The following is a 26,508-nucleotide window of genomic DNA, read 5'->3' as shown; positions in this document are numbered from 1 at the left end:
GGCCGGTCAACTCGCGCTTCGGGCGTGTCTTCATGGTGGACGGCACAGGCGTGGGCTATCAGACGCTGGAGAAGGCCCGTGCTCACGCTGAAAGCCTGGCGCTGCGCGAGGCAGCGTCATGAGGAAAACCCCTTCGACCTATGCCGCCGTCGATGGTGGCGGCAAACTGATCGCACAGACCTGGCATGAGGACATCGTGCGCAAACTGGTGTTCGCGGCGATCTATGTCACGCCCTGGTGGCAGAAAAGCATCCTGCGCCGTGTGCCTGTTCTCCGGCGCATCAAGCAGTTCCAGATGGATTGGCGTGTCGAGCGGGAAGTGGAGCGGCACCTGGAAACGGTCGCGGACATGAAACGGCGGGCCGAGCGGGACGGCGGTCAAGCACAAGCGTCTGACAGCCAGGGCCCGGCAGCAGGCATCGAAACGGGAAGCCATGACCGGGAACCCGGCCTGGGGCGCGTTCTGATGGCGGACATCTTCTGCCAGGACGTGTCACTTGACGGCTCTGTCGTTCAGGCCAAGTCGGCGCTTAAGGACGGCGAGCCGCATTACTGGGTCGAGGCGCATATCAACGGCGCCGATCTCCCAGGCCCGATGATCTACAAGTGCCATGATCCACAGCAAGCGACCAAGCGCGCCAACAACCTCATCATCGAGCTGAACCAGGCCTACCACATGAAGATCGAGCGAGAGCTTAAGGAACGTGAGCGCCTGAAAAAGCTGGAGCAGGACAAGCTCAATCCGCAGTGGGGCGTGTTTTGATGAATATGCCGGAATTTCTCAAGAACGTTCTTGTCGCCAGCTATGCAGCGCACCCGGAACGAGGTGATCGCGTGGTCGTTGCACAGGCCAGCGATGCACATGGCTTTGGCCACTTCGATATCTACCGGGTCTTCGAAGACAAGGAGCCTGTTCGGATCGACACGCAGAATTTCATTGAAACCGCCCGAAAATCCGCAGAATGCGCAGCCGCTCGCGCCATGAAGAAAGGCCAGATGGAAATCGACAAGCGTGAAGCGGAGCGCCGCGCCCTGGAAAAGAAGATCGAGGCACAGCCGACATGGGGTCTGTTTTGACCGGAACCTACGACATCAACGCCGAGCTTCAGAACGGCATGCTGCGCTACGATGTTTCAAGGCGCGAGATTCTGGACAGCGGCCTGGAATTTCATTGCCTGCTGGTGAGCTACAGATCGGGGCACCAGGAATATCTGACCGGTCATTTCGACCCTGCCGGCAAGTTTGTCGTTCACGGGATCGCCAAGACCGCGCAAATCGCCGAAAGCCTGTTCGAAAAGGGCCTGCAAGACCTGCGCCTGGAGGAGGCAGCCGCTCAAACCAGGAAGCGGCTGGCCAATCGCACAAAGCCGACAGCGGATCAGCTGGACAATCCGGACTGGGGCCTGTTCTAGCTGATCCGCGCTTTTCAATAGGCCTGGGGCACGGACGCCCGGTTGTCGTACATTTCGATTTCCATGTTGTTGAAGAAATATTTCAGCTGCCAATAGAACAGGTACGGCAGCAACAGCCCGAAGGTGATGATCGAAAGGATCATCAGGCCGATGGCCATGAAAAAGAACTCCCAGAAGTTGCCTTTGAATACGATTTTACCCTTGACCATTTTCTACCTCAGTTTGTGCATCCAACACGAGCGTGTATAGCAGGCATACAAGCGGAAATTTGCTAAAAATACGTTGAGGCAACACGTCAAAGCGATTCAAGATCGCACAGAAACACGTGCTCAGCGCGCGCCAAGCGTCTTCGATAGACAATCACACATGAAAACGAAAACGCGCGTCAGCGACTCTTAAAATCGCTTGTTCGATTCCACCGTTCTTCTCTTGAATAGTATTACATAATGTAATACATCTTATGAAGACGCAAACGAGAGACGCCATGCAGTTCGAGTGGGACGAGAACAAGAACAAAGCCAACATCGAAAAGCATGGTATTTCGTTTGATGACGCCAAGCATGTGTTCGATGGTATGCACATCACAAAAACAGACACGCGCTTCGACTATGGCGAGCGCCGCGAAATCACGATTGGGATGATCAGATCGATGATCATCACCACCGTCGTTCACACAGACCGCAATGGCACCTGCCGTCTGATTTCAGCGCGTGCCGCCAATCGCGCAGAGAGAAAGGTCTATCACGATGCCAAGAAGATATAAGCAGCCCATGACGCAAGCCGAATTCGAGACCTTGGACGACGAGGACATCGATTTTTCCGACATTCCGGCAACAGACGAAGCGTTCTGGGCCGATGCCAGGGTGGTTCTTCCCAAGACCAAGCAGGTGGCAAGCCTGCGCCTGGATCCGGAGGTGATCAGCTTCTTCAAGGAGAAGTTCCCCAGGAAACACACCAGCGCGATGGCCGACGTTCTGCGGCAGTATGTGGAGCATGCCAAGGCCCGGGGCTGAACCTGGGTCTTTGCTGCGTGCCATGGCTTGCGTTTCCATATCTGAAAAGGTAAATCATCACTGACTTAATTTACCAGCCGCTTTCCATGCGGTGTTGCGCGATGATCGATCATCAACAGCGCAACGCAAGAAGATGCGCGATGCACATTCTGGCCGTTGGATACAAGCTCGAAACGTTGGAGCTGAAATTCTGCGTCGGCACGCGCCGCTCGAACATCACGCAGTTCCAGGGAAGCAGATCGTCGAGACGGTTGATCTTGTGATCGTGGATGCGATCGAGAACATCGGTCAGATAGGCCTGTGGATCGAGCCCGTTCATCTTGACGGTTTCGATGACCGTCATCCGACCTGCTACTGATGCAGGGGTGATCGACCCTCTCGATAAACCAAAATCTTGACCGCGGCGCAACCGCCGTTCCGTACACAAAAAGGCGGGTCAATTCTCGGTGGAAATACCGGGTCAGTTCTCGATGAAAATCAACACACATGGTGTTCGTCCGGCCGGGGTGTCTAAAACGTTGCGGGTACCGCGACTGCACCGAAAACTCATATTTTAACAGGCGGAAGCTTGGAAATTTCGCGCGACATTGTCTTAAGATCGACGACGCCATACTCTTGTCCAGAGCTAGTTGTGGCATGCCCTTGAATCGCGTGCATGTATTCGATCGGAATGTTGTATCGCCGTGCGAGCGTTTTGAACGTATGACGGAAGCCATGATTTGGCGCAACGCCACTTGGGGTTAATCCAGCGTCTTTAATCCACTTGCCGATGCGTTGAGCAATCTTTTCGGTTGCTTTGATGGCGTCCTCATTGGCTGTAGTATTTGGGTAGAAGAGTGGGCCATCCGGAGCCTTTTCGACGAATTCCAGAAAACCGTGATCTATGATTTGGAAGTGTAGGGGCACATCGCGCCATAGGCCTGACTTCGTTGTGCCCGCCTCAGGCGTTATGTGTATATAGTTTATCTCGTTTTCTGTTCGGATATCTTGCTTGCGAAGCTGTGCGATTTCCCCAATTCGAGCACCTGTGTAGTAGGCTAGCCAGGGCGCCCAGCGCTTTGCGGCCGATAACTGCTGGCTTTCCCGTGAGTTTTGTTGGCGCTTATAGTTCATCGCATGCACAAGAACCGCTGCGGCTTCCGCTTCCGTGTATCCCTTGTCGCGATCGACCTTTTTCTTGGGCACAGTTACCGATGCCGTTAAGACGACCGGATCGATGTGCCCCTGGTTCGCCGCCCAGCGCAACGTGTGTTTAACGGCTGGTAGATAACGAGCCTTTATTGTCTTTGGGTCTAGTCCAACCTCAAATTGTAGATGATCGACCCACTTGCTGATGTGTAGATTGGTAATCTTGGAAGCGTCATCTATTCCAGCGAAAGAGATAAAGTCATTTATCGGTTTAGCGTAGGCCTTTGACGTTCTGTCAAGAAGTTGTTCGCTACCCGTTTTGGCGCGGCGGCACATCTTGAACAGGTCAAGAAGGCCGTATCGTACATGGCCTGCATCTTGAATTGGTGACTTAGGCGCTTCGGTATGATCATGTTTTTCTTTTAGCCAATCGGGCGTGTCGCTGACAAATGCTCCATCATCACGCTCAAACATTCGTTTTATAACTTCAAGCTCGGCCAACGCTATGCGGGAGGCAAGTCGTCGCCACTCGGCGCTGCCGATACTGGCAGAGTAGTAACCGCGAAGTCGATATTGCTGCAGTTCATCGCCAAGGACGTCTTTGATTAATTCGTTAGATGAAGATCCTGCGTAGATCGATTTCAAATCAGAGATATAGCCGTCGTCTATGCCGACCTTTGCGTACCCCGCACGCAAACCCCGGAGCTCGTCGTCGAGCGCCATTTTTTGCGAGTAATGCTTGGCAGCGATCGCCTCGATGGTCAAAGGCCTCTTGGAGAGCATGGTCGCATTTTCATCTGCAGATTGTAACTTAACCTCTTTGCGTGCTGATTCCAAAATTGCTTGAAAACCAGCAATAACACCAGGAAGGGCCCGCAAGGCGACTTTGCGATCTCCGCCCAGCGCCTTTATCAATTCACGTTTACCGATCTGGCTACGAAGATTTTTGGGAACGCCCATTCGAGCGTGATAACGACCGCGGGCATCTTGATGGAGGTGTCTGATCTTGCTTGGCATGGAAGTCGTTTTTGTATGCGGCTTTGTAGACGCATTTTGTAGAAAAACGGCCCAATTGCAAATACTTAATGGGAATTCAGATGGTTAAGTGGTGCTGCCGGAGAGATTTGAACTCTCGACCTCTCCCTTACCAAGGGAGTGCTCTACCCCTGAGCTACGGCAGCCGGTTGTCGATGAAGACAAAACGCCCGGCCAGCGCGTTCGCGCTCTGCCGGAATGACGCGGCTTTTGCCATAAAGACCTGAGGTGCGCAACAGGGCGGCAGGTTTTTTTTCGCGCGGCCCGGCAGGGCCATCGATTTCCGCCTGTCCGCCGCAAGGCAGGGGACGGAGAAGGGTCCATCGCTGCACAGGATCCGGCCTTGTTTCCGGCCTGGCTCCAGTCCGTTCACGCCGCCTTCGCCCGGTCCGTTCAAGGGGCTGTTCAGGTCCGTTTCCGCCCGGTCGGATGGTCTGCCCTGTGGAAAAGATTTTGCACCTAGGCGCGCCGGGCGGCAAATAGACCGGCAGGGACCATCGGCCGGCCAGACTGAAACGGGCTCGCGATCCCTCCACAATACGAATAACAAGACCCCAATACAGCGCAATGGACACCAAAATGAACAATGACAAAGCGGACCCTTCGCAAAAGCCCGACCCAAAACCTGGTAAACCCGAGGAAAAAGGCCGTGAAGAACGGCTCTCGGACGCCTTGAGAGCGAATTTGCGCCGCCGCAAAGCTGCGGCCAAGAAAGACGGCCCCCGCTAGCAGGCGGATTATGAGCCGTGTTCCGGCAGGCCGGAGAGCGGGCCTTGCGCGGTCTCCGCGTTCCGGTGCATGCTTTTTCCAACACAGGATTGCCCAGCCCCTGCCTTGCATGGGCCACATCTTGGCGGTAGACGGCGGTCTGACGATTTTTGAACGGGCCGGTTTTAAAGTGGCGGTTTCTGCCAGAGACCGCGCCGGCAGGGGAAGAACATATGGACAGCATCAAGGTCACCGGGGGCGCGGAGCTTCATGGCGTCATTCCGATTTCCGGCGCGAAGAACGCCGCGCTTCCCCTGATGATCGCCTCGCTCCTGACCGACGAAACCTTGACGCTCGCCAATGTGCCGCGGCTGCGCGACGTCGCGCTTCTGACCCAGATCCTGTCCAACCACGGCGTCGATTACTCGGTGAACGGCAAACGCAATGGCCAGGATGCGCTCGATGGGCAGACCGTGCATCTGACGGCGCGAGAGATCGTGGACACGACGGCTCCCTATGAACTGGTCTCGAAGATGCGGGCGAGCTTCTGGGTCATCGGTCCTCTTGTGGCGCGCATGCGCGAGGCGCGGGTGTCTTTGCCGGGCGGATGCGCGATCGGAACCCGGCCAGTCGACTTCTTCATCGATGGTCTGGCGGCCCTGGGCGCCGATATCGAGATCGAGGGTGGCTATGTCGTTGTTCGCGCGCCCAACGGACTAACCGGCGGCCGTGTGGAGTTTCCAAAGGTATCTGTCGGCGCGACCCACACCATCATGATGGCCGCGACGCTGGCGCAGGGCGAAACCGAAATCGTCAATGCCGCGCGGGAGCCGGAAGTGGTCGATCTTGCCCATTGCCTCAAGAGCATGGGAGCCCGGATCGAAGGCGAGGGCACGTCCACCATCCGGATCCAGGGCGTTCCGCGGCTGCACGGCGCCCATCACGCGGTGCTGCCCGACCGGATCGAAACCGGAACCTATGCCATGGCGGTCGCCATGACGGGCGGCGATGTGCTACTGAAAGGCGCGCGGGCGGATCTTTTGAACGCGGCCCTTGAAACATTGCGCGCAACCGGCGCTGACATTACCGAAACCCCGGAAGGCCTCAAGATATACCGCAATGGAAACGGCATTCAGCCGGTGGATGTGACCACGGAGCCGTTTCCGGGCTTTCCCACCGACCTGCAGGCCCAGTTCATGGCCTTGATGACCATGGCCGGCGGGGCGAGCCGGATCACCGAAACCATCTTCGAGAACCGCTTCATGCATGTTCAGGAGTTGGCCCGTCTTGGCGCGCAGATCCATGTGGATGGCCGCACCGCCACGGTGGATGGCGTATCCGAACTGAAGGGGGCCCCTGTCATGGCCACGGACTTGCGGGCATCGGTCTCGCTGGTCATCGCCGGGCTCGCGGCCAAGGGAGAGACGACAATCAACCGGGTCTATCACCTCGATCGCGGGTTTGAGCGGCTGGAAGACAAGCTTTCGCGCTGCGGTGCGCGGATCGAGCGCATCTCGGGCTAGGCGCTGCGCGCATCATTTGCCGCCGGCATGTCCGGCCCTTGCCGGTTTCGCCGGTCCGGTCACTCGGCCGCACGGCTGCCGATGATTTTTCCCGTCGTGGTAAAGGCCAGTCCGGCGGTGCCGCTGCCGCCGATGATCAGGGCTTCAACGATGGGCTCGAGGGCTGGCCGCTCGGACGACCAGACCATGAGGAAGTTCGCCCCCGTGCCCCCGGTTGTGTCGTTCATCGGAACCAGAAAGTCTTTCGAGGCGAAAGGCGGCAGAGTGATTTCTGTGTCGATGAAGGACTTGATGATCTTGCCATCCTGGTCGTGGTAGTCGACGCGGTCGATCTGAATGGTCCGCTCCGGGTCCACATTGTGAACGGTCAATGTCGCCGCCACCAGTTCAGAGCGGTTCTGCGTCAAAAACACCCTGGAGTACGCGGGTGTATAGACCGTCTGGCTAAGCAGGGAACGCACCGTTTCCGCGGCGGCCGGTTTGCCACTTGCGATGGCCGCCACAAATTGGGTAACGAGGCACATGATGAGGAAAGGGCGGGAATTGCTGCGCACGTTTGTCGGTCTCCGGTTCCGGCGATGGCCAAGAAGGCTTGACCGCACTGTGCGTGAGGACAAGGGGCGATGACAACCGCTCCCGCAGACCAGCCGGCCGCGCGGCCGGCGGTTGACTGGAGGTGAAAAGTGAAGATGTCCCCGCGATCCGCCCGCCGCCTTCGTCTTTTTATCCTGCTGGACTTCATCCTGTGCGGCTTCGCAGCGGTTTTTCTCGTCCCCATGCCTTATGGGCCGACATTGGGCCTGTTCCTCGTGGTTTTCGGCCTCTGGGTCAGCCGTTTCATTTATTTCCGGCTTGTCCCGCGCCCGCAGCGCCCGCCCTTCCCCCCGCATGAGACCGGCGGGGATGCGTGAGGGCCGGGCCACCATCACAACACGCGCCTTGTCCGGAAAGTTCGGGCGGGCTTTCCCCAAGAGCGGCCGGTGGCCCCTGTCCGGCGCAGGAAGCGGCGCTGAATGGTCTTTGTTGAAGTCCGGCCTTTTCGGCGGACACTTGCGCAGCGCCCTGTGCCTTGAACATAGACAAAAGCGGCATTCCCCGCTAGGTCAACACTTCGAACCAAGGCGAGGCTCATGCACAGTGTCCTCGCGCGCTTTTCAGACCTGCCGGATGCGTATTTGGACAAGATGGATCAGTTGAAGCTTTCCGCCCTGGATGAAGACGACCTGAAAGTGATTTCGGCGCATGTTCAGGACGCGGTCATGCTGGTGGGCGATGTTCGCTACCTGCACAAGGAAAATCGCGCCGTCTTCATCATGAACCGGTTCGTTTGGGACAAGGAAGCGGACACGCGCACGCGGGATCACGAACGCAGGCGCTCCGCCCTTGCGGTCGCGCGCGTCAAGGCGATGAAGGCCACCCAGATCCGGCAGGGCGCGAAAGACGCGGTTCTCGAATTGCTCGCGGTAACATTCGAGGAAGATGACGCCCCCTCGGGCCGCCTGCGTCTCGATTTTGCCGGTGGCGGTTCTATCGTCATGGAGGTCGAATGCATCGAGGTCCAGCTCAGCGACCTTGGTGCGGCCTGGGCCACGCCGAACCGCCCGTCGCATGATCTGTCCTGACCGGCCAATCTGTATTTCCGGCCGTTTCGCCAAGCACACCGAAAATCCAAGGAGCTGATTGCGTGGTCACCCGCCTGAACCAGACCGACATCGATTTCGAAGCCCGTTTCGCTGCTCTTCTGTCCGGCAAAAGAGAGGTTTCGGAGGATGTGGACCAGACGGTCCGCGCCATTTTGGAGGATGTGCGCGCCCGCGGCGATGCGGCCGTCATCGACTACACGGCAAAATTCGACCGTCTGGCCGTCGCAAGCATGGCCGAACTGGTCGTCACCCCGCAGGAGATCGCCGATGCGGTGAACCGGGTCCCGAAGGAGGTCTGCGACGCGCTTCAACTGGCCCATGACCGGATCGCCGCCCACCACGCGCGCCAGCTTCCCAAGGATGATCGCTACACGGACCCGATCGGTGTGGAACTGGGGTCCCGGTGGACGTCGGTGGAGTCCGTGGGACTATATGTGCCGGGTGGCACGGCGAGCTATCCCAGTTCGGTTCTCATGAATGCCGTACCGGCGAACGTTGCCGGAGTGAAGCGGATCGTCATGGTCGTGCCCAGTCCCGACGGTGTGTTGAACCCGCAGGTTCTGGCGGCAGCTTCCATTGCGGGCATTACGGAGATCTACAAGATCGGCGGCGCTCAGGCGGTTGCCGCGCTGGCCTATGGAACGGCGGCAATCGCTCCCGTGGCCAAGATCGTGGGACCCGGCAATGCCTTCGTCGCGGCCGCCAAACGGCGGGTGTTCGGAACGGTCGGCATCGACATGATTGCGGGCCCGTCCGAAGTGCTGGTGGTGGCGGACGGGGAAAATGATCCGAACTGGATCGCGGCCGATCTTCTGGCGCAGGCCGAACATGATACCAACGCCCAATCGATTCTGATCACCGACGATCCCGGCTTCGGCGAGGCGGTGGCCGAGGCTGTCGAACGCCAGTTGACCCGCCTGCCGCGCGAACAGGTGGCCCGCGCCAGTTGGACCGGCTTTGGAGCGATCATAACGGTCGAGGACCTTGAAGGGGCCATGCCGCTGGTCAACAGGATTGCCGCCGAACATCTGGAATTGGCGGTGGCCGAGCCGGAAAAGCTGCTCGACAAGGTCTTGAATGCCGGGGCGGTTTTCCTGGGCCGGCACACGCCGGAAGCGATCGGCGACTATGTCGGCGGGTCGAACCATGTCCTGCCGACGGCCCGTTCCGCGCGGTTTTCCTCGGGCTTGTCAGTCCTTGATTTCGTCAAGCGCACCTCGGTTCTCAAGTGTACCCCCGAAACCTTGCGTGCCCTGGGGCCGGCGGCCATCGCGCTTGGTGAAGCCGAGGGCTTGTCCGGACACGCGCGGTCTGTTTCCATCAGACTGAACCTTTAGACGGACGGAGAATCATGACCGAGGCGGACGAGACCTCATCGCAGGCCGGTGAAACCGGAAAACTGGTCGACGTCATACTGGATGAGGCGTCGATCGCGCGCTCCACGCCCGATGTGGAGCATGACCGGGCCGTCGCGATTTACGATCTCATCGAGGAAAACGTCTTCCAGCCCCAGGGGCATCCGCCTTCCAATTACGTGTTGTGCCTTTCGGTTATCGAAAAGAAGCTGGTCTTCGAGATCAAGACCGAGGATGGCTCGACCGTGGTGACCCATGTTCTGTCGCTGACGCCGCTCCGCAAGATCGTCAAGGACTACGATCTGATCTGCCAGAGCTATTACGAGGCGATCCGCACGGCGACCCCGAGCCAGATCGAGGCCATCGACATGGGGCGCAGAGGGGTCCACAACGAAGGGTCGGCCATTCTCATGGAACGGCTGAATGGGAAGATCGGTGTCGACATGGCCACTGCACGCCGTTTGTTCACACTCGTTTACGCCTTGCATTGGAAGGGCTGACGGCGCGTGGTCGGGGCAGTTTTCCGCCCGTCCGCCGTCCTGTTCGCCTGCGGCATGAATTCCGTCCGCTCGCCCATGGCGGCGGCCATCACCCGCACGCTTTTTCCACGGGAGATCTATGTCCGGTCCGCCGGCGTGCGCCAAGGCGAACTCGACCCGTTCGTGGATGCGGTGATGGCGGAAATCGGTATCGACATGGCAAGCCACCGTCCCAAGACATTCGAACAGTTGGACGAATCCGGCTTTGATCTGATCATCACGCTCGCGCCCGAAGCCCATCACAAAGCGCTCGACATCACCCGTGCGGAAGCTGTCGACGTGGAATACTGGCCGACGCTGGATCCGACCTTGGCAACCGGCAGCCGGGAGCAAATACTCAACAGTTATCGCGGCGTCCGCGACCAGTTGATGGCCCGTATCAAGAAGCGCCTCGACTGGGCGCCGTCCCCCAGCGGTTAGCGTTTCCGCGCCGCTTGTATTTTACCGGAACGAGCGGAATTCTGCGGTTCACTTTCCCATCGTGATCCGTTAGGTTCGCCGCTCATCTGAACGCCTCAATCAGGATATCATATGGCAAAAGAAGAAGCTCTGGAGTTTCCGGGCGTGGTCACGGAACTGCTTCCCAACGCGACCTTTCGCGTCAAGCTCGAAAATGACCACGAAATCATTGCCCACACCGCCGGGCGCATGCGCAAGAACCGGATCCGGGTGCTGGCGGGCGACAAGGTGCTTGTCGAGATGACCCCTTACGACCTCACCAAGGGCCGCATCACCTACCGTTTCAAGTAGCGGTTTCGCAGTCCACGGACGAAAAGACACCCGCGCCCATGGCCACGCCTCCTCCTCCCCTGATTTTGGCATCGGCATCGCCGCGCCGTTTGGCGTTGCTGGAGCAGATCGGGCTTAAACCGGATCATCTGATCCCGGCCGATCTCGACGAAACACCGAGGCGGTTCGAGACCCCGCGGGCGCTTGCCGGCCGTCTGGCACGGGAAAAAGCCGAGGCTGTGCGGAAAATCGCCGACAAGTCCGACGATCTGAAACCCGCGCTCGTGCTGGCAGCCGATACGGTCGTGGCGGTCGGGCGCAGGGTGCTTCCCAAGGCGGAGTTGTCGGATCAGGCGCTTGCATGCCTCTCCCTTCTGTCGGGCCGGGGCCATCGTGTCTTCACAGGGGTTGCGCTGGCAACGCCGAAAGGGGCCGTGCGCTCCAAGCTGGTCGAGACCCGCGTGCGGTTCAAACGCCTGTCCCGCTCCGAAGTGGACGACTACCTGGCCTCCGGAGAGTGGCGCGGCAAGGCGGGCGGTTATGCCATTCAAGGTTTGGCGGGAAGTTTCGTGGTGAAGCTGACAGGATCTTACCCGGCGGTGATGGGATTGCCCCTCGGGGAAACAGTAGCCTTGCTGTCGGGCGCGGGCTTTCCGGTGCGCGCGGGCTGGGCGGACGCCGCCGCCTGACCGGGGCTGGCCGGTGGTCCGCACGCCAAGCCCGGACCGCCCCTTTCAACACAAGGAATGGCCATGAGCGAAGAAACGAGTTCATCGGGACGCCGCATGCGTCCGTGTCCGATCTGTTCGAAACTTTCGACGCCGGATGCCTATCCCTTCTGCTCCAAGCGGTGCGCCGATATCGACCTGCACCGCTGGTTCAATGAAAGTTACACGGTGCCGGTCGTCGAGACCGATGACATCGAGGATCCAGAGGATCCGAAATAGAGAGCCGGATCTGTTCCCACCGCGCGGTCTAACGGGTCCCTTCACGTTCCCCATGGGGCATGGCTGGGCCCGTCAAACCGGGCCTGTGGGCGCGAGGCCGTCGCCCGTTGAACCGGGGAGAGACGGGATCGGGCGTGCCTTGGGCACCGGAGAGAGCCCTGGCGGCCATATGGTCTGGACAAGGTGCCGCGCAGCGATAAATCGACATTGAAAACAAGGGTCTAGGCTTTTCCCCAGACGAGCTGCACAAGCACAAAGAAAATCAAAAAAGCTTTGCCGGGGTGCTGGACAAGCTCAAAACCAGCCTCTATAACGGCGGCACTTCAGCGGCGGGACTTGATCCGCGCCAGTGAAATGCCCAGATAGCTCAGTTGGTAGAGCAGCGGATTGAAAATCCGCGTGTCGCTGGTTCGATTCCGGCTCTGGGCACCACTTATCCCTGTATTTACCAAATTGAAAAGACCTGCCAGGTCAGAAAACCGCGCGGTTTTCCGCTTCGAAATGGACCATGAGGGTGAGCCCCTCCGCAAGTTCCGCATGGGTAGGTGTGCCCGTGTCCAAGATGGCAAGACGTGTTGCCGAACCGCAGGTCAACGCATGAAGCGGAACGTCAGGAGGCGAGCGCGCGTCGTCTCGACACGGCCTGTTTGCGCAGGTCCTGGGTCCGCTCGTATTCGGATCTCAATTGCGCGAGGAATGGCAGGATATCGGCTTCCGGGGTTTCTGCTTGCCGGTGGTGGTTCTCGATCTCTGCGACGATGATGTTGATGAGGTTCGGAAAACACCCACAGCAACGGCCGCGCTTTTGCAGCGCGTGATAGACCTTGCCCGGTGTGATCAGCTGCCAGGGGTCGACCGCCAGAAACGACCGAACCACCTCTTCAATGTCCCGTTTCGATATTACGTTGCAGCTGCAGACCAGCATTCCAGCGTCTCTTTAACTTGACGAAAATCCTCACCTTTACGGGCAGATTATTAACTGGAATAGAAAAGTCAAGTTTGTAATTCTCCCCATATCCTGGACCACGGTGGACACTTGGCGCAAGACAGCGGGCGGGAACCGTTGCCGGTCTACCGCCCGCCGATCCAAGCCGGTCGGCACGCCCCATCGCCAATGTCAGGGGCCGGAGAAGGGGCAGGGGCAGGGGCAGGCCGCGTTCCGGCCAGACCCTGCCGGCTGTTCACAGGGCCCGCTTGGAGAAGTACCAATCCACATAGTTGTAGCCTTCGCCGGCCCGGGTCTTGGCCAGATCCGCTGTGGCAGGCGGCGGAACGATCACCTCATCGCCGGGATGCCAGTTTTCCGGTGTCGCGACCTTGTTGGCGTCCGAGGTTTGCAGCGCTTCCACGAGGCGGACGAATTCCGCGACGGACCGGCCGTTCGTCATCGGATAATAGGCCATGGCCCGCAGGACGCCGTCCGGGTCGATGATGAAGGTGGCGCGCACGGCGGAGGTATCCGATGCGCCGACCTGGATCATGCCATAGGCGTTGGCGACTTCCATGGACAGGTCCGCGATGATGGGGAATGGAATCTCGACCTGGAATTTTTCCTCAATGTTCCGCATCCAGGCGATATGCGCATAGTGGCTGTCGATCGACAGGCCGAGCAACGCGCAATTCAGACGGTCGAATTCCGGTTTGGCCTGGGCAAAACCGATGAATTCAGTCGTGCACACGGGCGTGAAATCAGCGGGGTGCGAGAACAGCACCAGCCATTTGCCGCGATAATCCGACAGGCTGATCGGGCCGTGGGTCGTGGGGGCGGTAAAGGCCGGCGCGGGCTTGTTCAGTTCGGGGAAGACTGGCCGGCTGTCAGGCGATATGGTCATGAGAGGCTCCATCGGTTGAATGCGATGGCCTGAATATGCGTGTTTTTGAAATTAAAGAAAAACGAATATAACTGTCCTCTGTGATCACCAAATTCGATTAGCGGACCCATGTATCGTCCAAACCTACGACATCTTGAATTCCTCGCGGCCCTGGATGAAGAGGTTCATTTCGGGCGCGCGGCCGAGCGTTGCCATGTCACCCAGTCCGCGCTGAGTGCCGGAATCAAGGAACTAGAGGCGGGGCTCGGCGTGAGCGTTGCCGAACGGACCCGGCGGAGCGTCACTCTGACCCCGGTCGGCCGGGAGTTGGCGCGCCGGGCGCGGGATATCCTGTCCGACGCAAGGGCCTTCGTCGATTACGCGAAAAGCCAGAAAGGGGCGCTTTCGGGTGACTTTCGGCTCGGCGCCATTCCGACGCTGGCGCCCTATCTCCTGCCGCAGGTCTTGCCGGATATCCAGAAGCGCTACCCGGACTTGCGCCTTTATGTGCGCGAGGCGGTGACCGATGATTTGCTCGACGCGCTGCAGGCCGGCCGTCTCGATGCCATCCTGATTGCCCTGCCGTATGACTTGGGTGATCTGGCCGTCTTTGAGATGTTCGACGATGGGTATGAACTGGCGGTGCCTGCGTCCCATGAACTGGCGGCTTGCGATTGCCTGGCCAAGACGGACCTTGCGGAACTGGAAATGATGCTTCTGGAAAAGGGGCATTGCCTGCAGCGCCATGCCCTGTCCGCATTCGGCCGGAACGGTCCGGCCCAGGACCGCAGTTTCGAAGCGACCAGCTTGCCCACGCTCGTGGCCATGGTGGCCGAGGGATTGGGAACGACGTTGCTTCCCGATCTTGCCATTCGCGCGGGGGTAACCCGCGGCTATGACGTCAAACTGGTGCCGCTGGAGGGCGCGTTGCCGCGCAAGGTCGCGCTGGCCTGCCGGAAACACTCCCCGCGAAAAGAAGAGATTTCCCGCCTCGCCGAGGTTATGGCCACGGTCGTTGCCCGTGGGCAACGGGCGGCAAGATAACCGCGAAGGGGCGTGGTCGTCAGGCGGCGGCGCCGGCCGGCGGGGTCAGGGACAGAAGATCCGCAAGTCCGGTATTGCCGCCCACCAGATCTTCCAGAGTGAGGCCTTCGAGGGCGCCGTAAAACGCGCCGAGCGCGACGCTGAGAGCGGACTTCAGGCGGCAGGCGGGCGTCAGCGGGCACGTGTTGCCCTCGCTTTTGAAGCACTCGGCGAATTCGGAGGTGGGTTCGATGGTCCGGATGATCTCGCCGACATTGATCGCAGCCGGCGGGGAGGCGAGCATGATGCCGCCGCCGCGGCCACGGGTTGTCGTCAAATACCCCCTTTGCGCCAGCATGTTGACCACCTGGGCGATATGCGATTCCCGTGCATGGCAGGCCCGCGCGATTTCCCCTTTTGTTGCGATCCTGTCGGGGTGAACCCCGCAGAACATGAGGATTCGCATGGCAAGGTTGGTCCGGGTCGTCAGGCGCATGGCAGTTGGTTCCATCGAGAATATGAGTCCCAAATATATCTTTTGACGTTCCGATTCAAGCGGCCAGGCGGGTTTCGCAAGGTCGGAGCAAAGCCATCCGGGGCATCGGTTGGGTTCTTAGCGCATGAGGCCCAAGCGCCCAACCGAGTCCGGATTTGCCCGTACATGTGACGAAGCACATGAAATCAGGGAGAGTTTATTAATTTCGAAAAAATGAATGTTTCTACGTATGGTCCTGCGCCTGGGTCGGTGTTAGCTGTCTTTCTAAGGTGTATCTGAAATACACATTAAAACGGAGCCTACCCATGGATCTGGATGTCGTCGAGCTGTCGCGCCTGCAATTTGCGATGACAGCAATGTATCACTTCCTTTTCGTGCCCCTCACATTGGGGCTGTCCATCATCATCGCCATCATGGAGACGGTCTATGTCATGACCAACCGTCTCATCTGGCGGCAGATGACCAAGTTCTGGGGAACCCTGTTCGGGATCAACTTCGTTCTGGGCGTTGCCACCGGGATCACGATGGAATTCCAGTTCGGAATGAACTGGAGCTATTACAGCCACTATGTCGGGGACGTCTTCGGGGCGCCGCTGGCGGTCGAGGGGCTGATGGCGTTCTTCCTGGAGGCGACTTTTGTCGGCCTGTTCTTCTTCGGATGGGACAAGCTGTCCAAGGTCGGTCACCTCACGGTCACCTGGCTGGTTGCGATCGGCTCGAATTTCTCCGCCCTGTGGATCCTGATCGCCAACGGCTGGATGCAGAACCCGGTTGGTGCACAGTTCAATCCGTTGTCCATGCGGATGGAGATGACCAGTTTTTATGATGTCGTCTTCAACGAGGTCGCGCAGGCCAAGTTCGTCCACACGGTATCTGCCGGGTATGTCACGGCGGCCGTTTTCGTGCTGGGCGTGTCGGCCTGGTATCTGCTGAAAGAGCGTCACACGGAGCTTGCCCGCCGGTCGATCGCTGTTGCCGCGAGTTTTGGGCTGGCCTCGGCGCTGTCCGTCGTCGTTCTGGGCGACGAAAGCGGTTACTCCGTGACGCACTCGCAAAAAATGAAGCTCGCCGCCATCGAGGCCATGTGGGAGACCGAGCCGGCTCCCGCCTCGTTCACCGCCTTCGGGTTTCCCGATCAAGAAGCACGCGAGACGCACTATGCGATTCACATTCCCTATGCGATGGGCCTGATCGGCACGCGCTCGCTCACCGAAGAAATTCCGGGAATTGCGGAACTGGTCGAGGATGCCGAGACACGCATCCGTTCCGGGATCATCGCCTATGGCGCGCTCATGGATATCCGCAAGGACCCGAAGCATGCGCCGGCCGATGCGACCGCCCTGTTCGAGCAGCATGGCAAGGATCTCGGTTTCGCCTATCTCTTGAAACGCTATGTCGATGATCCGCGCGATGCCACCGAGGCGGACATCGCCAAGGCCGCGGAAGACACGGTGCCCACCGTCTGGCCGCTGTTCTGGGCCTTCCGCATCATGGTCGGCCTCGGCTTCGCCTTCATCGGTGTCATGGCCTATTTCTTCTTTGTCGCAAGCTTCAAGAAGATGACCTTCCCGCGGCCCGCCCTTTATCTGGCCGTGATCATGATCCCGGCACCCTGGATTGCGGCCGAACTCGGCTGGTTCGTCGCCGAATATGGCCGCCAGCCCTGGACCGTAGACGGTGTTTTGCCGACGGCGCTGTCGGTCTCGCACCTGAGCATCACCCAGGTCGCCATCACGCTCGCCGGGTTCATTGCCCTCTACAGCGTGCTGTTCCTGATCGAGATGGGCCTGATGATCAAATACATCCGCAAGGGACCCTATCTCGACGTGCCGGAAACGGCGGGGGTCTCAGGGTCCGCCCCTTCAGCTTCACGGGCTGCCCCGGCAGCCGGTCTCCAGCCTGCGGAGTAAGTCCTATGATCTTGCACGAACTCATCGATTTCGAAGTCCTGCGCGTCATCTGGTGGCTGTTGCTGGGCGTTCTCCTGATCGGCTTCGCCCTGACCGACGGCTTCGACATGGGGGTGGGCGCACTGCTTCCCTTCGTTGCGAAAACCGATCTCGAACGCCGGGTGGCGATCAACACGGTCGGCCCGGTCTGGGAGGGCAATCAGGTCTGGTTCATTCTCGGGGGCGGGGCGATCTTTGCCGCCTGGCCGCCGCTCTACGCGGTGAGCTTTTCCGGTTTCTACATGGCAATGTTCCTCATCCTCGCCGCTCTCATCCTGCGGCCGGTCGCCTTCAAGTACCGGTCCAAGCGGGACGGCGTCCGCTGGCGGCAGACCTGGGACTGGGCCCTGTTCATTGGCGGTGCAGTTCCGGCGCTCATTTTCGGTGTGGCGGTCGGCAATGTCCTGCAGGGCGTGCCCTTCCGGTTCACCGAAGATCTGATGCCGCTCTATGAGGGCTCCTTCTTCGGTCTTCTCAATCCTTTTGCGCTTCTAACCGGGCTGACGTCGCTTGCCATGCTGATCATGCATGGCGGAGCCTGGCTGTCGCTCAAGGCCGACGGTGTCGTCGGCGAGCGGGCGCGCGTTTATGGCAGCTACGCGGCGGCCGGGTCTTTGCTCGGCTTTCTCCTCGCCGGCCTGTGGTTGGCCATCGGGTTGGACGGCTATGCGTTCACAAGCCCCAGCGTGACGGATGGTCCGTCCAACCCGCTCTTTTCCGAGGTCGCGAAGGGCGGCAGCTGGCTGGCGGCCTATGCCGAGCGGCCCTGGATCGCGATCGCTCCGGTTCTGGGAATTGTCGGCGCGGTCCTGACCTTTCTCGGGCTGCGGGCAGGCCGGGAAGTTTCGACCCTGCTGAGCTCCAAGCTCGCGATCTTCGGCATGATTTCGTCCGTGGGACTGACCATGTTCCCGTTCATCCTGCCCTCGTCGATCGACCCGAAATCTTCGCTCACGGTTTGGGATAGCTCATCGTCGCATCTGACGTTGTTTGTCATGCTGGTGGCGACGGTGATCTTCATGCCTCTGATCCTGGCTTACACCGCCTGGGTCTACAAGGTGCTCTGGGGCAAGGTCACCGAAGAGGAAGTGCGGTCCAACACGGACACCGTTTACTGAAAAAAGAGGAGGAAACGATGTGGTATTTTGCCTGGATATTGGGATTGTTCGCTGCCGCGATGTTCGCCGTGGTGAACGCGATGTGGCTTGAGTTCCAGCAGGACAACGCTGTGTTCGCTGACGCTCAGGCAAGGGGTGAGACCTCCGATACGGGGAGGGGGCGCCATGGATAAGACTTCTATCGATCGGCGAAATTTTCTGAAACTCACCGCTCTTGGCGGCGGTGCTGTTGGTCTCGGATCCGGTCTGACCGCTGCGCCAGCCTCTGCCGCTCCGGTCGAGACCAAGGCCAAGATTCTCATTCTCGGGGCTGGTGCGGCTGGAACGGCGCTGGCCAACCGGCTGACGGACCGGCTCGACGGGGCTGAGATCACATTGCTCGATCCGCGTCAGGATCATTACTATCAGCCTGGCTATACGTTGATTGCTGCCGGTCTCAAGCCCTCCGGCTATTCCGTGACCAAGACCACGGACTGGTTGCCGCGTTCGGTGAACTGGATCGCGGAAAGCGCCGAGGAGATCGACCCGGAAGCCAAGACAGTGACGACGTCCGGTGGCACGAAACTCGACTATGACTATCTGGTCGTCGCGACCGGGCTCAAACTCGATTACGACGCCATCGACGGAATGTCCGTCGATCTGATCGGCACCAACGGCATCGGGTCGGTCTACGCAGGGCCGGACTACGCGGCCAAAACCTGGGCTGCCATGGATCGGTTTACCGATGAAGGCGGCGTTGCGCTGTTCACACGGCCGGCGACGGAAATGAAATGCGCCGGTGCGCCGCTCAAATACACCTTTCTGACCGAAGACTACGCACGGCGCAAAGGCAATCGCGGCAAGGTCGAGATGGTCTATGCCGCCCACAACGCAAGCTTCTTCTCCGTTCCCATTGTGAACGAGAAGGTGCGAATGCTCTATGAGGATCGCGGGGTCAAGAGTGTCTACAATCACGTCATGACGGCCATTGATCCGGGACGGAAGATCGCCACTTTCAACACCCCGGAAGGCGCTGTCGAACTGCCCTTCGATTTCACCAATGTCGTCCCGCCCATGCGCGCCCATGATGTGGTGAGGAACAGCCCGCTGTCCTGGAAGACGGGCAAGTGGGTCGAAGAGGGCTGGGTCGAGGTCGACAAGGCGACCTTGCGCCATACCCGCTATGCCGATGTCTTCGCCGTTGGCGACGTGGCCGGTGTGCCCAAGGGAAAGACCGCGGCCAGCGTCAAATGGCAGGTTCCGGTGGTGGAGGATCATCTGGTCGCCGAGATCGCCGGCCGCGAGGGAACCGAAACCTACAACGGCTACACGTCCTGTCCGCTGATCACCCGCGTTGGCCGGGCCATGCTGGTGGAGTTCGACTACGACAACAATCTTACGCCGTCCTTTCCCGGTGTCATTGCACCCTTGGAGGAGCTGTGGGTGTCCTGGCTGATGAAGGAAATCGCGCTCAAGGCAACCTACAACGCCATGCTGCGCGGGCGCGCGTGACCCTGCCGTCCAAGAGGAGGAAAGATCCGTGAAAGAGCTGACACCCGGCATGATGATTGCCGTTTTCGAAGAGGTTTTCGGACCCTTCGTGTTCTGGGCCATGGTGCTTGTCGCGGTGGCGATCACCGCCGCCTATCTCTATGTCCTGATCCGTGACCGGTCCATGTCCATGCGCAAGTTTCTTCTGGCGCAACTGTCGATGCCGGTCGGTGCCGTGGCCGCGATCTGGTTTGTTCAGGTGATGACCCACTCCGGCATCAGCGATCTGGGCGGTCCGATCGACGTGATCGTGTATCTTGCTGTCGGTGTGGTGGGTGCCATCGGAATGGCGATCCTGGTCTACACGCTTCAGTCCCTGATCCGTGGCAAACCCCAACCGCGCTGGTGAGAAGACCCATGTCCTCCACCACGCCCGATACCCAGGTTCCAGACGGGGCATTGACCCGTCTGGAACACTATCCGGTCACCTTCTTTGCCATCGGCATGGGCATGTTGGGATTGACGCTGGCTTTGCGCGGCGCAGAGCGCGCCTGGGGCTTTCCCGCAACGGTGTCCGGGTTCGCCCTGCTCGTCTCCTGTCTGCTGCTGGCCGCTGTGGCGGTTGGCTATCTGGCCAAGGCGATCCGCATGCCGTCTGCCGTGGTTGCCGAGTGGAACCATCCGGTCAAGGTTGCCTTCTTCCCGGCCATCTCCATCTCGACGATCCTGTTGGCTACAGCGCTGCTGCCGATTTCCCCGGTCGCGGCCGAGGCCATTTGGCTGATTGGCGTCAGTGTCCAAGGAGTCTTGTCGCTGGCCGTGATCGGAAGCTGGATCAGCCACCGGCCCTTCCAGACACCGCATTTGTCACCGGCTTGGTTCATCCCCGCGGTCGGGAATGTGCTCGTGCCGATAGCCGGGGTCGAACTGGGCTATACCGATCTGTCCTGGCTGTTCTTCTCGGCGGGCCTTCTGTTCTGGCTTGTACTCTTGACCCTGGTGATGAACCGCCTGGTCTTTCATGACCCCTTGCCCGGACGGCTGGTGCCGACCCTGACCATCCTGATCGCCCCGCCGGCGGTCGCCTATGTGGCGTGGAGCCATCTGGTGCCGGACCCGGGACCGTTCGGGCAGATCCTCCTCAGCCTGGGCTATGTCTTTTTCCTGATTGTTGTGACGCAGGCCCAGCGTTTCCGAAGCATCCCGTTTGCGCTGTCCTGGTGGGCTTTGTCCTTCCCCGTCGCAGCGCTTTCGATCGCAAGTTTCGTTCATGCCCAGGAGACCGGGTCGGCGACTTACCGCGGGCTTGGGACATTGGTGCTGGCTTTGCTGATTGCGATCATTGCCCTTCTTCTGGTGCGAACCGGCAAAGCGATCCTTCGCAGAGAAATCTGCCTTCCGGAATAACCCCTCTTTGAAAAGGAGAAAACGATGAACCTGAAGACATTCGCAGCCGCCCTGGTGGGGAGCGCATTGCTTGCCCTGGCACCGGCAAAGGCCGACGGGCCGGACAAGCTGGTCACGATCCTGACCGCACCCGAGCCCCAGACCCAACTGATGGCCATGGTCCTGACCATGCAGGCGATCCAGCAAAACGCGTCCGCCCAGATCCTCCTGTGCGGTCCGGCCGGGGACTTGGCGCTGAAAGACGCGCCGGCAAGCGCAACCGCCGGTCAGGCACCAAGGGACATGAGCCCCCAGGGGCTGATGCAAAAGATCATGCAAGCCGGCGGCAAGGTCGAGGTCTGTGCGATCTATCTGCCCAACAAGGGCACCGGTCCGGAGGCGCTGCTGGATGGCGTCACTGTGGCCAAACCACCCGAAATGGCGGAGTCCATCATGGCGGACGATACCCGGGTCATGTCCTTCTAGAGGGTCTCCGGGCAAGGTTGGATCGCTTCGCGATCAATCGAAGCAGCCAAAGATGCTTCAACACCTTAAAAGGGTGAGCATTTTTCCAGTCAGATTGGAGCGTTCCGCTTCGATCTGGCCGGGAGCCGTTCCAAGTCCGGTCGATCCGGCCGCCGGACCCGCGGGGTTGCCTTCAGTGGCGGCGGCCGGGAAATCTCATCAAGCTGCCGACCCGTGCAGTCGCCGCTCAAGCTGTCCGGCCGTATCGGCAGCTTCGAAGATGGCGCAGACGATGTGATAGAAACTGCTGGCGGGGGCAGGTTCCGCGATGAAGCTCCCATCGGGCATCATCTTGTCGAACCACAGGCCGGGAGTGTCCGTTTCCAGGAAAAGCCTCAGCGCGTGGCACGCGGCCCGGGCCTCTGCCAGATAGGCCTGCCGTTCTTCCCCGTGGCTGGTGCGCGCCAGAGTGCAGGCTGCCTTCAGCCATTCGGTCTGCGGCCAGAGCCGGGCCACCGGATCTGCGATGGAAAGATCGCCGTTCAAGCGCATGACCGCCACCTTGCGGATCGGGCAGACCCCGTTCTGACGGCCAATCTGGAACAGCCGCGACGCGACATTGTGGGCTGCGCGCTGATCCCGGCGGGTGGCCCAGTGCCAGATCAGCCAGGCCCACTCGAACTGGTGACCCGGTTCCACGGCGCACATTTCTCCCGTGAGACGAACCCACTGGCGATCGAAGAACTCGTGCAGGGCTCCGGTTTCGGGATCGATCAGTCTGTCGAAGGCCATCGCGACGATGTCGTCGGCCAGCCGGACCCATACATCCGGGGTGTCCGATATCTCCTCCCAGGCCAGACAGGCTTCCAGCATGTGCATGTGAGGATTGGATCGCAACGGCGCCGACGGCGGAACAGTTTCTTCAAATCCCGCGACCTTGTGTTTGTAGTCTTGGATCAAGGCATGCAAAAGGCCAAGGGCGCGGTGTTCCAGTTCGCCGCGCGCGCTCTCGATCGCCCGGGCAGCGGCGGCATAGCCGAAAAGGGCAAATGCCTGATTGTAAAGATCGAAGCTCGGATCGATCAGCACCGCATCGGAGGACGCCAGGTTCCCGAAAAAGCCGTCCTTGCGGCGAAACACCCGTTCGAACCAGGCCAGATCCGCAAGGCACGCGGCTGCCCAGTCTCCGGATCCCAGAAAACCGCGGGTCCCGGCTTTGGCCATGCAATAGAGCTGGCGCAGCGGCACGCGCGAACGCACGGGATCATTCAAAGAGGGTCTGCCCCCCTGGTCAAGCCGCTCGACATAGCCGCCATGATCGGCGTTGCGGCCAGCCTTGGACCATAAAGGCAACGCGTCGCGTCTTAGCCAACCAATTAGGTTGGAAATGTCCTGCTGGAAACGGGCTTCCAGATCGGGCGCCTGGTCGGGTGTCATGCAAGGGCTCCTGAGCGTCGGGTCTCATACCAAAAAACCGGCGCATGCACCATTCAGGATGGATGGAGGGACCGCGAAAGACGAATTTCCGAATTTTCGAATTTCTGGCACGGACCCCGTGCGAGCCCGCGGGCCGGGTCTCAGCCCGTGTCGTCGGAATGGACGCGGATATACCGGCCGCCCACTTCAATGCCGATGAACCGTTGATGAAAGGCGAGGCACAGCCTTTGGGCCAGGGACACGACTTCATCCGGTTCCCCCGCCCGGAACCGGGCAATCAGGATCGGGCGCATCACGCCATCGTAAAACCCGTGGGCTTCCTGAACGACAACGGTCGGGAAGGTTTCGGCGATGGCCTTGGCGAACCGCTCGACCAGCGCCGTATCGAAGGTCTCAATCCGCGTGTTGGCAAGATAGACCTTGTGCACCTGGTCGCCAATCCTGTGATCCAGGTGGTGTTCCTCGAGCCCTGCCGGTTCACCGTCGATTTTTCCGCTCAAGACAGCCTCGACCGTGTAGGCGGTGTGGTCGAACATCTCTTCGAGTTTCGTGTGGGTGCCCCGTGCCGCCGCGCGCAAGGCGCGGCAATCGGCCAGATAGGCAAGTTTTCGGTCTTGCGTCCAGCCGGCCGGCGGTGAACTTGCCACGGCGCGCATATTCGAAATCACATCGGCCAGTTTCACCATCCGGCTGTCGGCCGGCTTTTCGAGCATGGCCGCGATGCGGCGGGCTTTGCGTTCGGCCTTTGGCAGCGACATGTCGTCGGTGTTCTGCCGGACCATGCGGTTGACGCGCTCCCCGAACTGCGCGGTGAGGTCCGCTTCGCCTACATCGCAGTCTTCGAGTGTGTCATGGAGAAGGCCGGCCACCAGCAACTCGGTGTCCTCGGCGCCGGTGGCAGCGGCGAGAATGTCCATGACCTCGATCAGATGATTGATATAGGGCTCCTGCGCCGGGCCCTTGCGGCGCTGGTTGCAGTGCGCACGGGCGGCGAAGGCCAGCGCCTGGGTCAGGAGGAGGACGTCCTTGTTCATGCCCGCGAGCGTAAGACAGATCGGTGTCCGTTCCGTGAACATCCCATGCGCGCTATGGTTTCGCTTGGGGCGGGTTGGCCATTCCGCCACCAGCAAAACCCCGCGATACCCGCATTAGGCTTTTCTCAACCATGCCGGGCCGGTCAGGTAGAACGTCCTCAAATGAGGATATCGATCTGTGGGATTTTACATAATTTGACGGCATTGACCAAAGCCTGTGCATGGGGTGAAGCCCGCGCGGGCGCCAGATCCGAAGGTTTTGACCATGTTGAGTTTCACCACGCTGCTGACCCGGCCGATCAAGGCCCTTGGGCTGGTGCTCTTGCTCGGCGCGGCGGGTTTGTTTCTCGGCCGAGCCTATATCTATGACGCTGCCGACATAGCGATCGAAAAGGTTGACGACCAGGAGGCGCTCCTCATGATCGCCGACGTGCGCCGTGAACTGGCCGCGTTTCAGCTGTCCGTCACCCGTTTTTTTGCAACGCCTGGGTCGGCCGATCACATCGCGGATGTGCAGCACGCCTTTCAGCAGTTCATCGCCTGCACGAGTGCCGTTGAGATGCTGTTGACCAACGGTTCCTCCACTGTTGTCCATGCGGCTGGCACGGAGGTCGCGCGGGTTCTGCAAGAGGTCAAGGCTTTGCGGCACCCCATCGTTCATCTGGAGGCGCCACATTCCAAACGGCGCCTTGCCAGCGCCATGGAGCGCATAGACGCGCAGGACATGACGCTCGCCATTGCCATGGATACGGCCCTGGTGGAAAGCCGGAACCAGACCCGTGCCGTCCTGATGCGCGAGGCGGACATCCAGATGGGATTGGCTCTCGGTATTGCGGGGATCGCGGCGGCATTCTTCCTGATGACCGGTTATCAGTCCGCTGCCATGAGCCGGATCAGGCGGAAGGCGGCTGAACACTCTGACAAGGCGGCGTTCGCAGCCGATCATGACCGCTTGACAGGGCTGCCCAATCGCGACGCCTTCATGCGTAACATTTCAGATGCGCTTGAGGCGGTGGACGATGCGGAGCGGTTCGCGCTGGTCGCGCTCAAAATCGACGGCATCAAGCAGATCAATGAGCAATACGGGTTTCAGGTGGGGGACAGCACTCTCGAATGTGTGGCGGAGCGGTTGTCGATGAGCCTGAAAGCTCTGGATTCGCGCAACATGCTGGCCCGCACCGGAAACACGACATTCATGGCTCTCCTGCGGGGCGGGGGCAGTGCGTCCGAGTTGAGCAAGACTGCGGCTTTGCTGCTTGAAGTGATCAAGGCGCCGCAGAAAAACGCCTATATGAGCGCACGTTTGTCGGGAAGTGCCGGGCTGGCGCTGGCTCCTAAGGGCGGTATCAGTGATCGGGATCTTGCCTTGAACGCTGAATTGGCACTGCATGAAGCCCGGTTGAAGGAATCAGGCAGCCTGGTCCAGTTCACCCCTGATTTGCGGGCCGGACTGCGCCGCCGCCGGAGGATCGAGGAAGACCTCAAGACCGCGATCCGCAACGCCGATATCTATCCTGTCTATCAGCCCCAGTTCGACATGAAGAGCGGAAAGATGGTCGGGATGGAGGCTCTCGCGCGCTGGAAACATCCTGAGCTTGGCATGATTCCTCCGCTTGAGTTCATCACGGCCGCGGAAAGCGCCGGCGGCATCGTCGATATCGGCCGTCACATATTGCGCACGGCTTGCCAGGATGCGGCATCCATGCGGGGACGCCCAACCGTGTCCGTCAATCTGTCCGTTCTGCAGGTGTTGAATGACGATGTGCCCCGCTTCACCCGCGAGGTTTTGGACGAAACCGGCCTTCAGCCGGACCGGTTGAAGCTGGAGGTGACCGAGTCCGTCATTATCGGCGATACGAAACGCGTGCGCCAAACGCTGGAGCAGATCAAGGCGATGGGGGTTGCGATCTCTCTCGATGACTTCGGCACGGGCTATTCCGCCCTGTCCTATCTGACCGAGTTCGACTGGGACGAACTGAAGATCGACAGAAGCTTTGTCGCAAAAGCCATAGCGAATGATCGTGCACGGTCGATTGTCGAGACCGTTCGCTCGCTTGCCAACACGATGGACGCGCGACTGACGGTCGAGGGGATCGAGACCGCGGATCAGCGCGATGTCTTCGCGGCGCTCGGCTATCAGGTTGCCCAAGGGTATTTCTACAGCAAGCCAATGTCATTTGAGGACCTGAATGCATCCCCCTTCGTTCTCACGTCGCGGTCATTGGAGGAGCCGTTGGAACCAAGCCTTCATTAGGCCCAGCAACGCAGCGGCAGTGCCGGCGATTTT

At 60.0% G+C, this 26,508-nt stretch carries 32 protein-coding genes, 2 tRNA genes and 1 pseudogene; 24 read left to right on the top strand and 11 right to left on the bottom strand.

Going from position 1 to position 26,508, the window contains the following annotated elements:
* The first annotated feature begins 118 nt into the window (after positions 1 to 118).
* The 3 genes from F0184_RS11595 to F0184_RS11585 are packed head-to-tail and all read left to right on the top strand — an operon-like array spanning position 119 to position 1,412.
* Positions 119 to 763, top strand: a complete 645-nt coding sequence (locus F0184_RS11595) for a hypothetical protein (protein ID WP_150496338.1) — start codon at positions 119 to 121, stop codon at positions 761 to 763.
* A complete protein-coding gene (locus F0184_RS11590) occupies positions 763 to 1,077 on the top strand; it encodes a hypothetical protein (RefSeq protein WP_150496337.1) in 315 nt (104 codons plus the stop codon). The genes F0184_RS11595 and F0184_RS11590 overlap by 1 nt, the downstream gene beginning before the upstream one ends.
* On the top strand, positions 1,062 to 1,412 hold the full coding sequence (locus F0184_RS11585) for a hypothetical protein (protein WP_150496336.1): 351 nt from the start codon (positions 1,062 to 1,064) through the stop codon (positions 1,410 to 1,412). The genes F0184_RS11590 and F0184_RS11585 overlap by 16 nt, the downstream gene beginning before the upstream one ends.
* Before the next feature lie 14 nt (positions 1,413 to 1,426).
* Here the strand turns inward: F0184_RS11585 and F0184_RS11580 are convergent, their stop codons facing one another.
* Positions 1,427 to 1,621 carry a DUF898 domain-containing protein gene (locus F0184_RS11580; protein WP_150496335.1) on the bottom strand — a complete coding sequence of 65 codons (195 nt, stop codon included), beginning with the start codon at positions 1,619 to 1,621 and terminating at the stop codon, positions 1,427 to 1,429.
* Between the two features lie 275 nt (positions 1,622 to 1,896).
* On the opposite strand from F0184_RS11580, the gene F0184_RS11575 reads away from it, so the two are divergent.
* Complete coding sequence (locus F0184_RS11575) at positions 1,897 to 2,175, top strand: BrnT family toxin (protein ID WP_150496334.1); 279 nt, start codon at positions 1,897 to 1,899, stop codon at positions 2,173 to 2,175.
* A gap of 7 nt (positions 2,176 to 2,182) precedes the next feature.
* Positions 2,183 to 2,425 (top strand): BrnA antitoxin family protein, encoded by a 243-nt coding sequence (locus tag F0184_RS11570; protein ID WP_150496333.1) that lies wholly within the window; start codon positions 2,183 to 2,185, stop codon positions 2,423 to 2,425.
* Positions 2,426 to 2,648: 223 nt separating this feature from the next.
* Here the strand turns inward: F0184_RS11570 and F0184_RS21125 are convergent.
* From F0184_RS21125 to F0184_RS20540, 4 genes and pseudogenes are all read right to left on the bottom strand, one after another.
* Positions 2,649 to 2,768, bottom strand: a pseudogene (locus F0184_RS21125) (transposase domain-containing protein); the annotation flags it as partial.
* 203 nt (positions 2,769 to 2,971) lie between these two features.
* Positions 2,972 to 4,570 (bottom strand): tyrosine-type recombinase/integrase, encoded by a 1,599-nt coding sequence (locus F0184_RS11560; protein ID WP_150496332.1) that lies wholly within the window; start codon positions 4,568 to 4,570, stop codon positions 2,972 to 2,974.
* An 89-nt stretch (positions 4,571 to 4,659) separates the two neighbouring features.
* Positions 4,660 to 4,734 (bottom strand) — tRNA-Thr (locus F0184_RS11555).
* Positions 4,725 to 4,865, bottom strand: coding sequence for a hypothetical protein (locus F0184_RS20540; RefSeq protein ID WP_172972084.1), 141 nt, complete (start codon positions 4,863 to 4,865; stop codon positions 4,725 to 4,727). The genes F0184_RS11555 and F0184_RS20540 overlap by 10 nt, the downstream gene beginning before the upstream one ends.
* Before the next feature lie 664 nt (positions 4,866 to 5,529).
* On the opposite strand from F0184_RS20540, the gene murA reads away from it, so the two are divergent.
* Complete coding sequence (gene murA, locus F0184_RS11550; protein ID WP_150496331.1) at positions 5,530 to 6,819, top strand: UDP-N-acetylglucosamine 1-carboxyvinyltransferase; 1,290 nt, start codon at positions 5,530 to 5,532, stop codon at positions 6,817 to 6,819.
* A gap of 59 nt (positions 6,820 to 6,878) precedes the next feature.
* On the opposite strand, the gene F0184_RS20535 is transcribed toward murA, so the two are convergent.
* On the bottom strand, positions 6,879 to 7,373 hold the full coding sequence (locus F0184_RS20535; RefSeq protein WP_172972083.1) for a DUF3124 domain-containing protein: 495 nt from the start codon (positions 7,371 to 7,373) through the stop codon (positions 6,879 to 6,881).
* A gap of 135 nt (positions 7,374 to 7,508) precedes the next feature.
* Between F0184_RS20535 and F0184_RS20530 the strand changes: the two genes are divergently transcribed.
* The 9 genes from F0184_RS20530 (at position 7,509) to F0184_RS11505 (ending at position 12,464) form a co-directional block, all read left to right on the top strand.
* Positions 7,509 to 7,730, top strand: coding sequence for a hypothetical protein (locus tag F0184_RS20530; RefSeq protein WP_172972082.1), 222 nt, complete (start codon positions 7,509 to 7,511; stop codon positions 7,728 to 7,730).
* 273 nt (positions 7,731 to 8,003) lie between these two features.
* Positions 8,004 to 8,441, top strand: a complete 438-nt coding sequence (locus tag F0184_RS11540; protein WP_150496430.1) for a DUF2948 family protein — start codon at positions 8,004 to 8,006, stop codon at positions 8,439 to 8,441.
* Between the two features lie 62 nt (positions 8,442 to 8,503).
* Positions 8,504 to 9,799, top strand: coding sequence for a histidinol dehydrogenase (gene hisD, locus F0184_RS11535; protein ID WP_150496329.1), 1,296 nt, complete (start codon positions 8,504 to 8,506; stop codon positions 9,797 to 9,799).
* A gap of 14 nt (positions 9,800 to 9,813) precedes the next feature.
* Positions 9,814 to 10,317 carry a UPF0262 family protein gene (locus F0184_RS11530; RefSeq protein WP_150496328.1) on the top strand — a complete coding sequence of 168 codons (504 nt, stop codon included), beginning with the start codon at positions 9,814 to 9,816 and terminating at the stop codon, positions 10,315 to 10,317.
* Positions 10,318 to 10,323: 6 nt separating this feature from the next.
* Positions 10,324 to 10,776, top strand: coding sequence for an arsenate-mycothiol transferase ArsC (locus tag F0184_RS11525; protein ID WP_280176944.1), 453 nt, complete (start codon positions 10,324 to 10,326; stop codon positions 10,774 to 10,776).
* Positions 10,777 to 10,887: 111 nt separating this feature from the next.
* The gene (infA, locus tag F0184_RS11520) at positions 10,888 to 11,106 is read left to right on the top strand and encodes a translation initiation factor IF-1 (RefSeq protein ID WP_006939340.1); all 219 of its coding nucleotides are present in this window, start codon (positions 10,888 to 10,890) and stop codon (positions 11,104 to 11,106) included.
* A 38-nt stretch (positions 11,107 to 11,144) separates the two neighbouring features.
* Positions 11,145 to 11,774 (top strand): Maf-like protein, encoded by a 630-nt coding sequence (locus F0184_RS11515; RefSeq protein WP_150496327.1) that lies wholly within the window; start codon positions 11,145 to 11,147, stop codon positions 11,772 to 11,774.
* 63 nt (positions 11,775 to 11,837) lie between these two features.
* A complete protein-coding gene (locus tag F0184_RS11510; protein WP_244299129.1) occupies positions 11,838 to 12,032 on the top strand; it encodes a DNA gyrase inhibitor YacG in 195 nt (64 codons plus the stop codon).
* Between the two features lie 356 nt (positions 12,033 to 12,388).
* Positions 12,389 to 12,464 (top strand) — tRNA-Phe (locus F0184_RS11505).
* Between the two features lie 178 nt (positions 12,465 to 12,642).
* Here the strand turns inward: F0184_RS11505 and F0184_RS11500 are convergent.
* Positions 12,643 to 12,957 carry a (2Fe-2S)-binding protein gene (locus F0184_RS11500; protein WP_150496326.1) on the bottom strand — a complete coding sequence of 105 codons (315 nt, stop codon included), beginning with the start codon at positions 12,955 to 12,957 and terminating at the stop codon, positions 12,643 to 12,645.
* A gap of 256 nt (positions 12,958 to 13,213) precedes the next feature.
* Positions 13,214 to 13,864 carry a peroxiredoxin gene (locus F0184_RS11495; protein ID WP_150496325.1) on the bottom strand — a complete coding sequence of 217 codons (651 nt, stop codon included), beginning with the start codon at positions 13,862 to 13,864 and terminating at the stop codon, positions 13,214 to 13,216.
* Between the two features lie 108 nt (positions 13,865 to 13,972).
* On the opposite strand from F0184_RS11495, the gene F0184_RS11490 reads away from it, so the two are divergent.
* A complete protein-coding gene (locus F0184_RS11490) occupies positions 13,973 to 14,887 on the top strand; it encodes a hydrogen peroxide-inducible genes activator (protein ID WP_150496324.1) in 915 nt (304 codons plus the stop codon).
* Between the two features lie 19 nt (positions 14,888 to 14,906).
* Here F0184_RS11490 and F0184_RS11485 read toward each other — a convergent pair whose 3' ends face one another.
* Positions 14,907 to 15,362: an RrF2 family transcriptional regulator gene (locus F0184_RS11485; RefSeq protein WP_150496323.1), complete on the bottom strand. Its 456-nt coding sequence runs from the start codon at positions 15,360 to 15,362 to the stop codon at positions 14,907 to 14,909.
* 305 nt (positions 15,363 to 15,667) lie between these two features.
* Between F0184_RS11485 and F0184_RS11480 the strand changes: the two genes are divergently transcribed.
* The 7 genes from F0184_RS11480 to F0184_RS11450 are packed head-to-tail and all read left to right on the top strand — an operon-like array spanning position 15,668 to position 21,771.
* Positions 15,668 to 17,272 (top strand): cytochrome ubiquinol oxidase subunit I, encoded by a 1,605-nt coding sequence (locus F0184_RS11480; RefSeq protein WP_150496322.1) that lies wholly within the window; start codon positions 15,668 to 15,670, stop codon positions 17,270 to 17,272.
* Between the two features lie 5 nt (positions 17,273 to 17,277).
* Positions 17,278 to 18,429 (top strand): cytochrome d ubiquinol oxidase subunit II, encoded by a 1,152-nt coding sequence (gene cydB, locus F0184_RS11475; protein WP_150496321.1) that lies wholly within the window; start codon positions 17,278 to 17,280, stop codon positions 18,427 to 18,429.
* A gap of 17 nt (positions 18,430 to 18,446) precedes the next feature.
* Positions 18,447 to 18,602 (top strand): cytochrome bd-I oxidase subunit CydX, encoded by a 156-nt coding sequence (gene cydX / locus F0184_RS11470; RefSeq protein ID WP_150496320.1) that lies wholly within the window; start codon positions 18,447 to 18,449, stop codon positions 18,600 to 18,602.
* Positions 18,595 to 19,920, top strand: a complete 1,326-nt coding sequence (locus F0184_RS11465) for an NAD(P)/FAD-dependent oxidoreductase (RefSeq protein ID WP_150496319.1) — start codon at positions 18,595 to 18,597, stop codon at positions 19,918 to 19,920. The genes cydX and F0184_RS11465 overlap by 8 nt, the downstream gene beginning before the upstream one ends.
* Positions 19,921 to 19,948: 28 nt before the next feature.
* Positions 19,949 to 20,308: a DUF5368 domain-containing protein gene (locus tag F0184_RS11460; protein WP_150496318.1), complete on the top strand. Its 360-nt coding sequence runs from the start codon at positions 19,949 to 19,951 to the stop codon at positions 20,306 to 20,308.
* A gap of 8 nt (positions 20,309 to 20,316) precedes the next feature.
* The gene (locus F0184_RS11455) at positions 20,317 to 21,306 is read left to right on the top strand and encodes an SLAC1 anion channel family protein (RefSeq protein ID WP_150496317.1); all 990 of its coding nucleotides are present in this window, start codon (positions 20,317 to 20,319) and stop codon (positions 21,304 to 21,306) included.
* A 24-nt stretch (positions 21,307 to 21,330) separates the two neighbouring features.
* Positions 21,331 to 21,771, top strand: coding sequence for a DsrE family protein (locus tag F0184_RS11450; protein WP_150496316.1), 441 nt, complete (start codon positions 21,331 to 21,333; stop codon positions 21,769 to 21,771).
* 198 nt (positions 21,772 to 21,969) lie between these two features.
* Here F0184_RS11450 and F0184_RS11445 read toward each other — a convergent pair whose 3' ends face one another.
* Positions 21,970 to 23,187, bottom strand: coding sequence for an AGE family epimerase/isomerase (locus tag F0184_RS11445; RefSeq protein WP_150496315.1), 1,218 nt, complete (start codon positions 23,185 to 23,187; stop codon positions 21,970 to 21,972).
* Positions 23,188 to 23,327: 140 nt separating this feature from the next.
* Positions 23,328 to 24,221, bottom strand: a complete 894-nt coding sequence (locus F0184_RS11440) for an HD domain-containing protein (protein ID WP_172972080.1) — start codon at positions 24,219 to 24,221, stop codon at positions 23,328 to 23,330.
* A 265-nt stretch (positions 24,222 to 24,486) separates the two neighbouring features.
* Here F0184_RS11440 and F0184_RS11435 point away from each other — a divergent pair, with 265 nt between their 5' ends.
* Complete coding sequence (locus tag F0184_RS11435; protein WP_150496313.1) at positions 24,487 to 26,475, top strand: putative bifunctional diguanylate cyclase/phosphodiesterase; 1,989 nt, start codon at positions 24,487 to 24,489, stop codon at positions 26,473 to 26,475.
* The last annotated feature ends 33 nt before the right edge of the window (positions 26,476 to 26,508 follow it).

The sequence above is a fragment of the Roseibium aquae genome (assembly GCF_008711285.1).
Lineage (GTDB): Bacteria > Pseudomonadota > Alphaproteobacteria > Rhizobiales > Stappiaceae > Roseibium > Roseibium aquae.
The sequence above is the reverse complement of the archived record's forward strand: the minus strand, read 5'-3'. Positions and strand labels throughout refer to the sequence as shown.

Bases quoted from the DNA above. Each gene is read 5' to 3' on its own strand.
- cydB (WP_150496321.1), top strand. From the start codon at position 17,278: ATGATCTTGCACGAACTCATCGATTTCGAAGTCCTGCGCGTCATCTGG.
- F0184_RS11450 (WP_150496316.1), top strand. From the start codon at position 21,331: ATGAACCTGAAGACATTCGCAGCCGCCCTGGTGGGGAGCGCATTGCTT.
- F0184_RS11540 (WP_150496430.1), top strand. From the start codon at position 8,004: ATGGATCAGTTGAAGCTTTCCGCCCTGGATGAAGACGACCTGAAAGTG.
- F0184_RS20530 (WP_172972082.1), top strand. From the start codon at position 7,509: ATGTCCCCGCGATCCGCCCGCCGCCTTCGTCTTTTTATCCTGCTGGAC.
- murA (WP_150496331.1), top strand. From the start codon at position 5,530: ATGGACAGCATCAAGGTCACCGGGGGCGCGGAGCTTCATGGCGTCATT.
- F0184_RS11560 (WP_150496332.1), bottom strand. From the start codon at position 4,570: ATGCCAAGCAAGATCAGACACCTCCATCAAGATGCCCGCGGTCGTTAT.
- F0184_RS11485 (WP_150496323.1), bottom strand. From the start codon at position 15,362: ATGCGCCTGACGACCCGGACCAACCTTGCCATGCGAATCCTCATGTTC.
- F0184_RS11455 (WP_150496317.1), top strand. From the start codon at position 20,317: ATGTCCTCCACCACGCCCGATACCCAGGTTCCAGACGGGGCATTGACC.
- cydX (WP_150496320.1), top strand. From the start codon at position 18,447: ATGTGGTATTTTGCCTGGATATTGGGATTGTTCGCTGCCGCGATGTTC.
- F0184_RS11575 (WP_150496334.1), top strand. From the start codon at position 1,897: ATGCAGTTCGAGTGGGACGAGAACAAGAACAAAGCCAACATCGAAAAG.
- F0184_RS11495 (WP_150496325.1), bottom strand. From the start codon at position 13,864: ATGACCATATCGCCTGACAGCCGGCCAGTCTTCCCCGAACTGAACAAG.
- F0184_RS11570 (WP_150496333.1), top strand. From the start codon at position 2,183: ATGACGCAAGCCGAATTCGAGACCTTGGACGACGAGGACATCGATTTT.
- F0184_RS11530 (WP_150496328.1), top strand. From the start codon at position 9,814: ATGACCGAGGCGGACGAGACCTCATCGCAGGCCGGTGAAACCGGAAAA.
- F0184_RS11580 (WP_150496335.1), bottom strand. From the start codon at position 1,621: ATGGTCAAGGGTAAAATCGTATTCAAAGGCAACTTCTGGGAGTTCTTT.
- F0184_RS11480 (WP_150496322.1), top strand. From the start codon at position 15,668: ATGGATCTGGATGTCGTCGAGCTGTCGCGCCTGCAATTTGCGATGACA.
- F0184_RS11515 (WP_150496327.1), top strand. From the start codon at position 11,145: ATGGCCACGCCTCCTCCTCCCCTGATTTTGGCATCGGCATCGCCGCGC.
- F0184_RS11490 (WP_150496324.1), top strand. From the start codon at position 13,973: ATGTATCGTCCAAACCTACGACATCTTGAATTCCTCGCGGCCCTGGAT.
- F0184_RS11500 (WP_150496326.1), bottom strand. From the start codon at position 12,957: ATGCTGGTCTGCAGCTGCAACGTAATATCGAAACGGGACATTGAAGAG.
- infA (WP_006939340.1), top strand. From the start codon at position 10,888: ATGGCAAAAGAAGAAGCTCTGGAGTTTCCGGGCGTGGTCACGGAACTG.
- F0184_RS11440 (WP_172972080.1), bottom strand. From the start codon at position 24,221: ATGAACAAGGACGTCCTCCTCCTGACCCAGGCGCTGGCCTTCGCCGCC.
- F0184_RS11590 (WP_150496337.1), top strand. From the start codon at position 763: ATGAATATGCCGGAATTTCTCAAGAACGTTCTTGTCGCCAGCTATGCA.
- F0184_RS11445 (WP_150496315.1), bottom strand. From the start codon at position 23,187: ATGACACCCGACCAGGCGCCCGATCTGGAAGCCCGTTTCCAGCAGGAC.
- F0184_RS11595 (WP_150496338.1), top strand. From the start codon at position 119: ATGAGGAAAACCCCTTCGACCTATGCCGCCGTCGATGGTGGCGGCAAA.
- F0184_RS11510 (WP_244299129.1), top strand. From the start codon at position 11,838: ATGAGCGAAGAAACGAGTTCATCGGGACGCCGCATGCGTCCGTGTCCG.
- F0184_RS11465 (WP_150496319.1), top strand. From the start codon at position 18,595: ATGGATAAGACTTCTATCGATCGGCGAAATTTTCTGAAACTCACCGCT.
- F0184_RS11435 (WP_150496313.1), top strand. From the start codon at position 24,487: ATGTTGAGTTTCACCACGCTGCTGACCCGGCCGATCAAGGCCCTTGGG.
- F0184_RS11585 (WP_150496336.1), top strand. From the start codon at position 1,062: ATGGGGTCTGTTTTGACCGGAACCTACGACATCAACGCCGAGCTTCAG.
- F0184_RS20540 (WP_172972084.1), bottom strand. From the start codon at position 4,865: ATGGCCCTGCCGGGCCGCGCGAAAAAAAACCTGCCGCCCTGTTGCGCA.